The following is a 12,800-nucleotide window of genomic DNA, read 5'->3' as shown; positions in this document are numbered from 1 at the left end:
GGGGTGGATCACGGCATGGACCTGAGGCAGTTTCGGCAGTTCATCGCCGTGGCCGAGGAGCGCAGCTTCCGGCGTGCGGCGGAGCGCCTGCACATGGCCCAGCCGCCTTTGACGACGGCGATCCAGCGCATCGAGGAGGAAGTGGGCGCGCCGCTCATCGAGCGCACCAACCGCATCACCTGCCTCACCCAGGCCGGAGAGGTGTTTCTTGAGGAGGCGCGCCGAACGGTGCAGCAGGCGGAGCGCGCCGTTCAGGCCGCGCGGCGCGCCGCGAACGGGCTGAGGGGATCGCTGCGGGTGAGCTTCGTCCCGAGCGCGGCGCGCGACATCCTGCCCCCCTTCCTGCGCCGCTTCCGCGAGGCGTATCCGGATGTCGAGCTGCAATTGCGCGAGCAGATGACGGCACAGCAGGTGCGCAGCCTGAACCAGGACGAAACCGACGTCGGTTTCGTCATTCCCCCGATCGAGGCCGAGGACGGGCTGACCATCCGGCCGCTGACGAAGAGCGAGATGATCGCCGCTCTGCCGGAGGGCCACCGGCTGTGCGGGCTGGGCCAGGTGGCGCTGTCGCAGTTGAAGCAGGAGGCGTGGGTATGCATTCCCCCGCGCGAAGGGCCGGGCCTGCACCGCAGCATCCGCGATGCGTGCTCGGCGGCGGGCTTCGCCCCGCTCATCATGCAGGAGGCCCAGCAGATGGATACCATCATCTCGCTGGTGGCCGGCGGCATGGGGGTGGCGCTCGTGACCAAGTCGAGCGCCACCGTCGATCGCAAGGGTGTGGTCTTCTGCCCCCTCACCGGGAAGGGCTCGCCCGTGACGTACGAACTCGCCCTCGCCTTCGGTCGCCGCACGCCGGTGCTCGACGCCTTCCTGGCCATGACCGATAGCCACTGGCCGCAGCCGCTGCCCGGGGCGCCCGGCCCGGCGTGAGCGCCCGCCGAACTGAGCCGGCGGGCAGTCAGACCGCGAGGATTCACACAGCGAGGATTCAGACCGCGAGAACTTGGCGGATGCGCGCCCGCACCTCGTCATTGGCGGCCGCGCTCGCGTCGCGCTCCAGCTTCACGTCGTAGGCGATCTTGGCGGGGCGCAGCAGCACCACGATGCGGTCGCCGATCTGCAGCGCCTCGTTGATGGAATGGGTGATGAACACCGCCGTCTTGCCGTTCTCGCGCACGAGGCGGGCAAATTCCTCGCGCAGCCGGTTCGCGGTCATTTCGTCGAGCGCGGAGAACGGCTCGTCGCAGAGCAGGATATTGGCATTGGTGGCGAAGGCCCGGGCGATGGAGACGCGCTGGCGCATGCCGCCCGAGAGCGCGTGCGGATAGTCGTTCTCGTGGCCGCCGAGGCCGAGCTTGGTCAGCCAGTGCTGCGCCGTGGCGAACCGCTCGGCCTTGGAGATGCCCAGCATCTCCAAGCCCAGCGCCACGTTCTGGATCGCCGTGCGCCAGGGCAACAGCCGGTCGTTCTGGAACACGATGGCGATCTTGCCGCGGAACCAGTCGAACTGGCTGAACGGATCGTGGCCGGAGACCATCACCCGCCCCTCGCTCGGCTCCAGGAGGCCGGCGATCATGTTGAACATGGTGGACTTGCCGCAGCCGGTCTTGCCGAGGATCGCCACCAGTTCGCCCGAGCGGATCTCGAGGTTCAGGTCATCCACAGCACGGAACAGATCGCCGGTGCCGTGGCGGCCGAAGGTCTTGCTGACATGATCGAAACGGATCTCCACCGGCGCCGCGGCGTCGTCTCGGACGAAATGGTCGGCGGCGGCGGTCATAGGGTGCGCTCCGAAACGGCCCGATAGCTGAAGAGCATGGTTTCCAGGAGGGTGATCGCGTTCTGGACCAGCAGGACGAAGAACACCAGCTGCAGCGTCCAGGCCAGCGCGCCGGCCATGTCGAACAGCTGCTGCTGCTGCAGCAGTTCGTAGCCGACGCCGCCGGTGGCGCCCACCAGCTCGGCCACCACCACCACGCGGGAGGCGTTGCCGAGATTGACCTTCCACGCCGTGAAGATGTCCGGAAGGATCGCCGGCACGATCATCGTGCTGAACAGCTTGAAGCGCGTGGGCCTGAAGCTCATCACCATCTCGGTGAGGTCCTTCGACATGGCCCGCAGCGCGCCGAGCACCTGGAAGGTGAAGGCCGGAAGCGTCGTCAGCACCATGATGAAGAAGATGCGAAACTCGATGCCGTGGAACCAGATGATGGCGAACACCACCCAGGACAGCGCCGGGATGCCCTGGAAGAAAGCCAGGATCGGCGACAGGAACCGGTCGACCGCCAGCGAGCGCGCCATCAGCACCGCCAGGAGGGCGCCGATCACGAACGCCCCCGCAAGCCCGGCGAGGATGCGCCACACCGTGGCGAGCACGTTCGCGAACTGACTCCAGTGGGTGAAGATCTCGATGCAGCGCCAGAACACGTCGACGAGCGAGGGGAACAGATAGGGCGGGAAGAACTGCGCCGCGATCTGCCACAGCGCGATCAGCACCGCGAACGGCGCGGCGATGCGGGCCGCGCCGGTGAGCACCGAGAGGACGGCGAAAGACGATGTCTGTGCCGCCGGCGCGCGTGAGTTCACCGCTTGCCTCCCTCGAAAATGGTCGCGGGCGAGGGCGCGCCCGGCAGGAAGGCGATGCTGCGGCCGGCCTCGTAGACCGCGTTGATCTCCTTCTTCACGTCGGACGCCCAGACGACGTTCAGCCCGAGGCGGTCGTTGGACCGGATCAGCTGGGCCAGCGCCGCCTGGTCCTCGGGCGTGCCGCGCGGCGCGATCACCTTGGCGGCAGCGTCAGGATTGGCCTGGACCCAGGCGGCGGCGTCCTTGTAGGCCGCATAGAGCTTGGGGACCATCGCCTGGTTCTGCGCCACCCAGTCCACATGAGCCGCCACTCCGAGATAGGGAATGCTGGTGGACTGGGCGAACGCCTTCCAGCTGTCGATGATCTTGAGATCCAGGGTCTGGATCGACGGCTTCTTCGACAGCAACGTGGTGTAGGCCGGCTCCCAGAGCTGCACGGCGCTCGCCCGGTCGGCCAGCGCATAGCCCACAAGACCGGGGGTGGCGGTGTTGACCACCGAGATCTTGGAGGTGTCGACGCCCTGGCGGCGCGCCAGCCAGTCGAACATCACGAAGTTCGTGGTGCCCTTGGCGGCGGCGAGGTCCTTGCCTTCGAGGTCCTTCAGCGTCTTGACGTCCGGCCGCGAGGTGACCACCCCGCCCCAGAAGTCGAACAGGTTGAACAGGTATGTGACCTTTACGCCGCGCAGGTCGGCGAGCCCGACGGTGAGCAGCGCCGCGCTGCCGCCCACCTTGTACTCGCCCGAATTGAACTGGGCGGTGTAGGCGTCCGGCGTGCGCTCGGCGAAGGTCAAATCGAGCCCGTGCTTCTCGTCGTATTTTTGCGCCTTGATGACCGGCGGCAGGAACGCGCCCAGCGAGGGCGGCCCGAACACCACGATCGAGAGCTTCTCAAGCGCCTGGGCGTGAGCGGAGGGGATCGCCGCAACCATGAAGGCGGCGAGAGCGACGGCGGCTTTGGTGGCGACCACGGTCTTCATGGACGTTCCTCCTTCATTCTGGTTCTTACGTCTTGTTCGATGTCCGATCCGGCGTGGCGCGGCGCAGGAGGCCGAGGACGGCGTCTGCGAACGCGGCGCCGGCCTCCACTGCGGACAGATGGGCTCCATCGAGGGCCACAAGGTCCGCCCCCGGTATGGCGGCGGCGATCTCCTCCCCCCGCGCCGGCGGAGTGGAGGGATCGTGGCGTCCGACGAGCACCCGCGTCGGGCAGGCGATGCCGCCCAGCTCCGCGAGGATGTCCTCGGCGGCCAGCACTTCGCAGCAGCTGGCATAGCCTTCGCCGGAGACCGCGCCGATGGTCGCGCCGATCTGCGCGACCCGCTCGGGCCTTGCCGACCGGAATTGCGGGGTGAACCAGCGTTCGAGCGTCGGTGCCACCAGCGGGGCGAGGCCATCGGCCCGCGCCGCCCGCGCCCGGTCGTGCCACATGGCGGCGGGGGGGAAACTCGCCGCCGTATTGGCGAGCACGAGGCCGGCGACGCGCTCCGGCGCATCGATGGCAAGCCGCATGCCCGTGAACCCGCCGAGCGACAGGCCGCAGATCACCGCGCACCGGATGTCCAGCGCATCCATCACCGCGGCGAGGTCGGCCGCCAGCACGGCCAGGCTGTAGGGGCCGTCCGGCGCGTCGGAGCGGCCGTGGCCGCGCGTGTCGTAGCGCACCAGCCGGGCATGAGGCGACACAAGGGCGGCCACCTCGTCCCACATGCCCATGTCGGCGGCGAGCGAATTGCTGAACACCACCGTGGGCGCCCCCGCGGACCCCGCGTCGTCCGGGGCGCTGACGGCGAGGCGCACGCCCGGCTCGACCTCGACATGCCGCAGGTGTGTGATCACGTCCATCGGTCTACTCCGCCGCGCCGAGGGCGGCACTGCCCTCGAACTCCTTGCGCAAGGCCGTGAAGAAGCGGCCGACGAGATGCTTGGAGACGCTGCCGAGGATGCGCTGGCCCACCCCCGCCACGAGGCCGCCCACCTCTCCCGCGCCCTGATACGCCAGCAGCGATCCACCCTCCGCCGGCGTGATCTCGAACCGCGCCGTGCCGGAGCCGTGGCCGAGCGAGCCCGAGCCCGACACGCTGATGTGGCAGGTGCGCGGCGGGGTCTTGTCGCTCAGCGCGATCTCGCCCTCGAACGAGCCCCCTACCGCCGCGACGCGCAGCTGCATCTCCACCTTGTAGGCGTCAGGACCGGTCTCGGTCATGGTCCTGCAGCCGGGGATGCAGCGGGTGAGCACGGCCGGATCGTTGAGCGCCAGCCACAGGCGCTCGGGATCGGCGGCGATGGTCTCGGAGCCTTCGAGGTCGATCTTCATTCCGGCCTCCTGCTCACAGACCGAACAGGCGCTGGGCCAGCCCGCCATTGATGGAGGCGCGCTCGGCGTCGGAGAAGGCGGTCTGCGCCACGATGTTGAGCGGGGCGAGGTCGCCGATGGGGAACGGCATGTCCGAGCCCATCATGATGCGCTCCGCGCCGACCATGTCGGCGAGGTAGCGCAGCGTGCGCGGGTCCTGGACGATGGTGTCGTAATAGAGCGCGGCCAGCGCGGCGTCGGGATCGCCCAGCGACTTGTCGAGCGCGTAGTTCCGGCGCAGCCGGCCGACGATGTAGGGCAAGGCCGCGCCGCCGATGCCGGCGACGATCTTCGCCTTGCCGTAGCGCGTGACGTGCCCGGCATAGATCAGCCGCGACAGGGCGATCAGCGTGTCGGTGATGCGCCCCACCGCATTGGCCATGCCGTAATCGTGCACGCGGTCGTCGCCGCTCTCGAACACCGGATGGATGAACACGGCCGCGCCGAGTTCGTCGGCAGCCTCCCAGAACGGCGTCAGCGTCGGATCGTCGAGCACGCCGCCCTTGCCCTTGGGCTGGGTGCCGATCATGGCGCCGCGGAAGCCGGCGGCATGGGCCTCGCGCAGCACCTCGGCGGCCAGCCGGCCGTCCTGCAGGGGCACGCTGGCGAGCGGGATGAAGCGCGGCTCGGCCTTGGCGGCCGCAGCGAGGTGCGCATTGGCGAGCCGGGCCCAGGCCGCGCCCTCCTCCGCCGGCAGCTCGTTGCCGAACATGTCGAGCCAGCCACCCACGATCTGCCGCTCGATCTTCTGCTCGTCCATCCACTTCAGCCGCGCGGCGATGTCGCTCAGCGGCTTGGAGACCGGACGGGTGGGCTTGCCGCCGGCAAACGAGAAGCCGAGGCTCGCGCCATCCTCGATCAGGCGCACCGAGGGGAATTTTCCGGCATCGGCCCGGATGGCGTCGAGCAGGCTCGGCGGCACGAGATGGGCGTGGCAATCGATGATCATGAGGTCGTCTCTTCGCTGGAACGGACACGGGCGGCGGCGACGGCGTCGCTGATGGCGGAGATGCGGATCGGCAGCTTGTCGAACGAGATGCCGAATTCTGCGACGGCGTCGTTCAGGGCGCCGGAGATGGCCGCCGGAGCGCCGAGATAGCCGCTCTCGCCGGAGCCCTTCTGCCCGAACACCGTGAAGGGCGAGGGCGTGCAGTGGTGGACGATCTCCACCTTCGGCATCTCGTGCGAGGACGGCAGCAGGTAGTCCATGAAGCTCTGGGTGAGCATCTGACCCTCCTCGTCGTAGACGAACTCTTCCAGCAGCGCGGCGCCCAGCCCATGCGCGATGCCGCCGAGCGTCATGCCCTTGACGATGTGGGGATTGATCACCGTGCCGCAGTCGTGGCCGATCACGTAGCGGCGGATCTCCGGCTTGCCGAGCACCGGGTCCAGGGCGACCAGAACCAAATGGAACTCGAACGAGTGGCACGGATACATCTGGACCCGGCCGTCCTTCGGCAGGCTGGTGCCGGTGGGCACCTGCATCACATGGGTGCTCTCCAGGCCCGGCTCGGTGTCGGGCGGCAGGAGGTGGAAGTTGCGGTGGGCGATGTTGACCAAAGCGGCCCAGTCGAGCGCCTGCCCGCCCGACACCGCGCCGACGCTGCCGCCCTGATAGCGCGCCGCCTCCGGCGCGAGGCCGAGCCGGTGGGCGCCGATCCGCAGCAGCTTCGCCTTCAGCTTCTGCGCCGCGTGGAAGCAGGCGCCGCCCATCATGATCGCCATGCGGCTGCCCACCGGCGTGTTGGACGGCAGGCAGGCGAGCGAATCCGGCCGGACGATGCGGATCAGGTCCGGGTCGATCTCCAGCACCTCCGCAACCACCGTCGCGGCGAGCGTTTCGTGCCCCTGCCCCGAGGACGTGGTGTGGATGGTGACCGCGACGCAGCCCGTCCCGTCCACATTGATGCGGACCGACTCCATCCAGGTGGTGGTCTCGTTCTTCTCGTTCAGCAGCGGCTCGAAGGCGGAATTGCCGCCGCTCGGCTCCAGGCACGCGGCAATGCCGATGCCGGCCAGCATCCCCTCGGCGCGCAGCCGGTCGCGCTCGGCCACGAGGGCGGGGTAGTCCACATGCGCCAGCACCTTGTCGACCACCGTGTGGTAGTCGCCGCTGTCGTAGCGCGTGCCGCTCGGGATCAGATACGGGAACTCCTCCTTGCGGATGAAGTTGCGCCGGCGCACCTCGATCCGGTCGAGGCCGCAGGCCAATCCCACTTTGTCCAGCGCGGTCTCAATGGCATAGTTGGTAGGCGACTGGCCGAAGCCGCGCACTGCCTCCTGCACCGCCTTGTTGGTGGTGACCGACTGCGCGCGGTAGGCGACGCTCTCGATCTTGTAGGGGCCGACGATGGCGCCGATGGGCTTGCCGAGCTGGAACGGCGCGCGCCCCGCATAGGCGCCGGCATTGTCCAGCGCCCGCATCTTCATGGAGCGCACGATGCCGGCGTCGTCGAACGCCACGTCCACGTCGAAGATGCGTTCCGGACCGTGCGCGTCTCCGCCGCGCATGTTCTCCAACCGGTCCTCCAGGAGCCGGACCGGCCGGCCAAGCCGGCGCGCCAAGTGGGCGGCCAGCACCGTGTGCTTGATGCCGCGCTTCACCCCGTAGCTGCCGCCCACGTCCACGTCGTGATGGACGCGCACATTGTTGGCCGGAATGCGCAGGGCGCGCGCGATCTGGTCCGGGTATTTGGGCATCTGGATCGAGGCCCACACGTCCAGCATCTCGGACCAGGGGTCCCACGAGGCGACGACGCCGAAGGTCTCGATCGGCACCGTCGAATTGCGGCCCCAGGTGACGCGGAAGGACAGCTGGCGCGGGCTCTCGGCGAAGTGGCGGTCCACCTCGCCCCACACGAACTGCTTGTCGAGCAGCACGTTCGAGCCGTGCGCCGGGTGCACCGGGGGGCTCGACGGGTCGAGCGCCTCCTCGGCCTGCGTGAGATAAGGCAGGCGCTCGTAGCTGACCTTCACCTTCTCGCAGGCGTCCTCCGCCAGCGCGCGGGTGTCGGCGACCACGGCCGCGACCCATTCGCCGGCATAGCGTGTCTGCCCGAGCGCGAGCGGGAAGCGGCGCACGTTGGGCGTGTCGAGGCCGTTCATGAGCTGGTCGGTGGCCCCGGCCAGTTCCTCGCCGGTCAGCACATAGTGCACGCCGGGCATGGCAAGGGCCGCCGACGGGTCGATGGAGAGGATGCGGGCGGCCGGATGCTGCGCGCCAAGAATAGCGACGTGCAGCATGCCCTCCAGGGCGATGTCGGCGACATAGCGTCCGTGGCCGGCCACGAAGCGGCGGTCCTCGCGCACCCGGCGGTTGGCCGAGACGAAGCGGAAGCGGGCGGCCTCGGCGCTCATGGGCGTCCCCCGGCCGCGGCGCGCGGCGCGTTCGCAAGGCGCAGGCGCTCGGCGGCAAGTTCCACCGCCTCGACGATCTGGCCGTAGCCGGTGCAGCGGCAGATGTTGCCGGAGATCGCCTCGGCGATATCGGCGCGGGTTGGCGCCGGATTTGCCTCCAGCAGCGCGTGCGACGCCAGGATCATGCCCGGCGTGCAGAAGCCGCACTGGAGGCCGTGGGTCTCGCAGAAGGAATCCTGCAGCACGCTCAGTTCGCCCGGCGCCGACGCCAGCCCCTCGATGGTGGTGATGTCGAGGCCGTCCGCCTGCACCGCGAACATCAGGCAGGAGCGCACCGGCGCCCCGTCCACCAGCACCGTGCATGCACCGCAGACGCCGTGCTCGCAGCCCGCATGGGCGCCGGTGAGGCTGAGGTCCTCGCGCAGCGTGTCGAGCAGCGTCTTGCGCGGCTCGACGTCCACCTCGCGGACCGCCCCATTGACCAGCAACGCGACCTTCATCGGCCGGCTCCTTTTTCCTGTGCGTCCGCCACGGCGTCGCCGATCGCGCGGGCGCCGAGCAGGATTGCGACGCGGCGGCGATAGGCGGCGCTGGCGTGAAGATCGGAGGTCGGCTCCAGCACGGCGGCGGCCGCCTCCACCGCTTGCGCGACCCGATCGCCCTCAACGCGCGTGCCGACGAGACCGGCGACGTCGAGCCGGACCGGACGATCGCCGACGCCGCCGATGCCGAGCGCGATGCGGGTGCACCGGCCGTCCGGATCTAGCGCCACCTGCGCGGCGGCCGAGACGAAGGCGAAATCCGAGCGCCGCGCGCTAACCTCGTGGAAGCCGACGCCGACGCAGGGCTCGGACCAGACCGGGAAGCGCACCTGCGTCAGGAGCCCGGCCTCCGGGGCGGCGGTGAGCATGGGACCGATGAAGAAGTCGTCGGCCGGCATCGCGAAGCGGCCGCCTTCGTCCTCGGTGACGATCTCGGCTTCGAGCGCCACGGCGACCAGGGGAATTTCGGCGGACGGGTCGGCATTGGCGAGCGAGCCGCCCACGGTGCCGCGGTTGCGCGTGGGCGGGTGGCCGACCCACGGCAAGGCGGCGGCGAGCAGCGGCAGCCGGCTGGCGACCAGGCTGGAGCGCTCGGCCTCGACCTGGCGCGTGGTGGCGCCGATCACCAGCGTGCCGGGCTCTTCGGCGATGCCGGCGAGTTCGGGCAGGCGCAGGATATCCACCAGGATCGATGGGCGCGCGAGGCGCATGGCGAGCATCGGCACCAGCGTCTGCCCGCCGGCGACGACCCGCGCGTCGGGATTGGAGGCCAGCACCGCGCAGGCTTCCGCCACCGAGGCAGGTCGAACATAAGCAAATTCAGCCGGTTTCATGCGAAAATGTCCTTGTTCGCGGACAGTCGCGGGACAGCGGGGCAGCCCTGGGGGGGGTCAGCCCAGCAGGAGGCCGGCGACGGCCGGCGACAGGACCGAAACGGACTGCGTCTTCAGCAGCGGACCGCCGACCTCGCTTGCCGCCTTCACCGCCTTCCAGCCCGCGTCGGCGCCGAACGACGCCCAGCCAGCCGTGCGGGCCTGCTCGCTCTCGAAGCGGGTGAGATAGGTCAGGCGCCCGTCTTCCTCGGGCGCGACGAACACGCCGAGCAGCTCGATGCCGTGGCTCGGCAGGCGCGGCACCACCTCGTCCTTGAACCGCCGACGCATCGCTTCGGCCTTGCCGTCGGCGGCCTCGTAAACCCGGATTTCGTAGATCATGGCGACCTCCCGTGTTGGCTTCTGACGCGCCAATTGGGGAAAACGATACAGAGACAAATGCACAGGAGTCAATTATTGAGCTAACTCATTTCGACGTTTTGACCCATAAATGATGATGCAATGCAGCATCACCTTGGTTGGACTGGCGTTTTCATCGACCCTCACCCTGCCCTGCCCCCGGCGAGCCTGCGCGGCGGAGCCCTTCGATCGTGAAGAAGTGGACGCCGACCAAATCGCATTGCATCAATTTGCCGATTGTACTATTCCGAGACTGTTCCTGTCAGGATGACCATGTCCGATTGGCTTCCCTCTCTTCCGCTGGGTCCGGGCCCGCGCTACCTCGCAATCGTCGACCTGCTGGAGGCCGACATCGCGGCGGGACGCGTCAAGCCGGGCGCGCGCCTGCTGCCTCAGCGCGATCTCGCCGGCCGGCTCGGACTGAGCGTCGGCACGGTCTCGAAGGCCTATGCCGAGGCGGAGCAGCGCGGACTGATCTCCGGCGAGGTGGGGCGGGGCACCTTCGTGCAGCGCCGGCGCCCGCAGCAGGGCGCCGAGATCCAGGGGGTGAACCTCGCCCTCAATGTCCCGCCCTCCACCGGCGAGGCCGACCTGATCGCGGCGACGGTGGCCGAGATCGCCGCCGAGGCCGACATGGACCGGCTGCTGAGCTACCTGCCGCATCAGGGGCGGCGCGACCATCGGGAAGCGGTGTCGCACTGGCTCGGGGTCCATGGCATGGGCGCGGAGCCGGACCAGATCTTCATTACCCACGGCGCCCAGCACGCGCTTTCCATCGCAATGTCCATGGTGGCATCGCGCGGCGACACCGTGCTCACCGAGGCCCTCACCTATTCGGGCACGCTCTCGCTCGCCACGCAGATGGGCTACCGCCTGCATGGCGTCGCCATGGACCGGGAGGGGCTCCTGCCCGCCGCCCTGGACAAGGCGTTCACCGAGACCGGGGCGCGGGTGCTGTACTGCATGCCGACGCTGCAGACGCCCACCGGGACGGTGCTGCCGGCGGAGCGGCGCGCGCAGATCGCGGAGATCGTCCGCCGGCACGACGCCTATGTGGTCGAGGACGATGCCTACGCCTTCCTGATGCCGGCGCCGGTCGAGCCGCTCGCCGCGCTGGTGCCGGAACGCAGCTTCTACGTGGTGAGCTTCGCCAAGTGCCTCGCGCCCGGCCTGCGCATCGGCGCCATGATCGCCCCCGACAGCTTCCGCGACCGCTGCATCAACGGCCTCAGGGCAAGCGGGTGGATGGCCGTGCCGCTGATGGCCGAAGTGGTGGCCCGGCTGGTCCGCACCGGCGGGCTCGCCAACCAGGCGGCGCTCAAGCGGGAGCAGGCGGCCCTGCGCAACGCGATCGCCCGGCGGCTGCTGGCGGGACTGCTGCCGGTGGTCCCGGCGCCGCCGGGCTTCCATCTGTGGCTGCCTTTGCCCGTGGGCCGCACCTTGCCGGCGCTGATCGCCCAGGCGGCCCAGCGCGGGATCACCCTCGCCCCGCCCGGCAGCCTGCGCCCCAACGATCCGACCACCCAGGGGGTCCGCATCTGCCTCGGGGCCGCGCCCAGCCTCGCGCATCTTGAGGACGGGCTGAGGGACCTGCGCCGCATCTTCGAGGAAGCGGAAGCCATCTCCTTCGTCTGAACACCCGCGTTGTCAGCGCTGCCATCGGCCACTGCGCCGATGCAGAACGAAGAGGCGCCCGCGGCGGTCGCGCCAGCGGGCAGCCATCCCCTTCACGTCAGGCATAGAGATGGCACGCGACCTTGTGGTCCGGCGCGATGGCCCGCAGCGCCGGCCGCTCTTCGTGGCAGCGCGGCATCGCGCGCGGACAGCGCCCGGCGAAGCGGCAGCCGGGCGGCAGGTCGATCGGGCTTGGAACCTGGCCTTCCAGCGGAGCGGCATGCTTGCGGGCTGCCGGGGTTTCCGCCGGCACGGAGGCCAGCAGCGCCACCGTATAGGGATGCTTCGGATCGGCGAAGAGCCGGTCTGCCTCAGCGATCTCGACGATCGAGCCAAGATACATCACCGCGACCCGGTCGGACACGTGGCGCACCACGGCCAGATCGTGGGAGATGAACAGATAGGCCATCCCGAGGCGCGCCTTGAGGTCCTTCAGCAGATTGAGAATCTGCGCCTGCACCGACACGTCGAGGGCCGAGACCGCCTCGTCGCACACGACCAGATCCGGCTCCAGGGCGATGGCGCGGGCAATGGCGATGCGCTGGCGCTGGCCGCCCGAAAACTCGTGCGGGTAGCGGCCGGCATGGCCGGGATCGAGCCCCACCAAAGCGAGCAGGCGCCGCGCCGCTTCGCTGCGCTCCGTGCGGGATCCCACCCCGAAGGCGAGCAGCGGCTCGGCGATCGCCTCGCCGACGCTCATGCGCGCATTGAGTGAACCAAAGGGATTCTGGAACACGATCTGCATCCGCCGCCGCAGCGCCTTGAGCTGGCGCTTCCCGGCCCCCGTCACGGCCATGCCATCGAGGGCGACGGATCCGGCATCCGGCTCGATCAGCCGCAGCACCAGGCGTCCCAGGGTGGACTTGCCACAGCCCGATTCACCGACGAGGCCCAGGGTTTGCCCCGGCGCGATCTCGAACGAGACGTTGTCCACCGCCTGGACGCGGCGCCCCTTGGCCCAGGGCAGCACGGCGTCGTCCAGGGCGAACTGCTTGGACAGGCCGTCCACGCGCAGCAGCGGCCCGCCGGCGGGCGTGGCGGGTGGCATCGTCG

General features: G+C 69.6%; 13 protein-coding genes. 2 read left to right on the top strand and 11 right to left on the bottom strand.

Annotated elements, in window-relative coordinates:
• The first annotated feature begins 15 nt into the window (after nt 1–15).
• A complete protein-coding gene (locus tag D9R14_RS05115; protein WP_121622237.1) occupies nt 16–930 on the top strand; it encodes a LysR family transcriptional regulator in 915 nt (304 codons plus the stop codon).
• Nucleotides 931–988: 58 nt separating this feature from the next.
• Here D9R14_RS05115 and D9R14_RS05110 read toward each other — a convergent pair whose 3' ends face one another.
• The 10 genes from D9R14_RS05110 to D9R14_RS05065 are packed head-to-tail and all read right to left on the bottom strand — an operon-like array spanning nt 989 to nt 10,055.
• On the bottom strand, nt 989–1,780 hold the full coding sequence (locus tag D9R14_RS05110) for an ABC transporter ATP-binding protein (protein ID WP_121622236.1): 792 nt from the start codon (nt 1,778–1,780) through the stop codon (nt 989–991).
• A complete protein-coding gene (locus tag D9R14_RS05105) occupies nt 1,777–2,586 on the bottom strand; it encodes an ABC transporter permease (protein WP_121622235.1) in 810 nt (269 codons plus the stop codon). Before D9R14_RS05105 ends, D9R14_RS05110 begins: the two co-directional genes overlap by 4 nt.
• The gene (locus tag D9R14_RS05100; RefSeq protein ID WP_170168508.1) at nt 2,583–3,566 is read right to left on the bottom strand and encodes an ABC transporter substrate-binding protein; all 984 of its coding nucleotides are present in this window, start codon (nt 3,564–3,566) and stop codon (nt 2,583–2,585) included. The genes D9R14_RS05105 and D9R14_RS05100 overlap by 4 nt, the downstream gene beginning before the upstream one ends.
• Nucleotides 3,567–3,591: 25 nt before the next feature.
• Nucleotides 3,592–4,431, bottom strand: coding sequence for a 3-oxoadipate enol-lactonase (gene pcaD, locus D9R14_RS05095; protein ID WP_121622233.1), 840 nt, complete (start codon nt 4,429–4,431; stop codon nt 3,592–3,594).
• A 4-nt stretch (nt 4,432–4,435) separates the two neighbouring features.
• Nucleotides 4,436–4,903, bottom strand: a complete 468-nt coding sequence (locus tag D9R14_RS05090) for an SRPBCC family protein (RefSeq protein ID WP_170168507.1) — start codon at nt 4,901–4,903, stop codon at nt 4,436–4,438.
• Between the two features lie 13 nt (nt 4,904–4,916).
• Complete coding sequence (locus tag D9R14_RS05085) at nt 4,917–5,891, bottom strand: amidohydrolase family protein (protein ID WP_121622231.1); 975 nt, start codon at nt 5,889–5,891, stop codon at nt 4,917–4,919.
• Nucleotides 5,888–8,299, bottom strand: coding sequence for a xanthine dehydrogenase family protein molybdopterin-binding subunit (locus D9R14_RS05080; protein ID WP_121622230.1), 2,412 nt, complete (start codon nt 8,297–8,299; stop codon nt 5,888–5,890). Before D9R14_RS05080 ends, D9R14_RS05085 begins: the two co-directional genes overlap by 4 nt.
• Nucleotides 8,296–8,799 carry a (2Fe-2S)-binding protein gene (locus D9R14_RS05075; protein ID WP_121622229.1) on the bottom strand — a complete coding sequence of 168 codons (504 nt, stop codon included), beginning with the start codon at nt 8,797–8,799 and terminating at the stop codon, nt 8,296–8,298. Before D9R14_RS05075 ends, D9R14_RS05080 begins: the two co-directional genes overlap by 4 nt.
• On the bottom strand, nt 8,796–9,674 hold the full coding sequence (locus D9R14_RS05070; RefSeq protein WP_121622228.1) for an FAD binding domain-containing protein: 879 nt from the start codon (nt 9,672–9,674) through the stop codon (nt 8,796–8,798). The genes D9R14_RS05075 and D9R14_RS05070 overlap by 4 nt, the downstream gene beginning before the upstream one ends.
• 57 nt (nt 9,675–9,731) lie before the next feature.
• Entirely contained in the window at nt 9,732–10,055 is a 324-nt protein-coding gene (locus D9R14_RS05065; RefSeq protein ID WP_121622227.1) for an NIPSNAP family protein, read from the bottom strand.
• Nucleotides 10,056–10,346: 291 nt separating this feature from the next.
• Between D9R14_RS05065 and D9R14_RS05060 the strand changes: the two genes are divergently transcribed.
• The gene (locus D9R14_RS05060; protein WP_170168506.1) at nt 10,347–11,708 is read left to right on the top strand and encodes an aminotransferase-like domain-containing protein; all 1,362 of its coding nucleotides are present in this window, start codon (nt 10,347–10,349) and stop codon (nt 11,706–11,708) included.
• 97 nt (nt 11,709–11,805) lie between these two features.
• Here D9R14_RS05060 and D9R14_RS05055 read toward each other — a convergent pair whose 3' ends face one another.
• On the bottom strand, nt 11,806–12,795 hold the full coding sequence (locus D9R14_RS05055) for an ABC transporter ATP-binding protein (protein WP_210210817.1): 990 nt from the start codon (nt 12,793–12,795) through the stop codon (nt 11,806–11,808).
• Nucleotides 12,796–12,800: the final 5 nt, after the last annotated feature.

The organism is Xanthobacter tagetidis, from assembly GCF_003667445.1.
Lineage (GTDB): Bacteria > Pseudomonadota > Alphaproteobacteria > Rhizobiales > Xanthobacteraceae > Xanthobacter > Xanthobacter tagetidis.
This window is presented reverse-complemented; position numbering and strand designations above follow the sequence as displayed.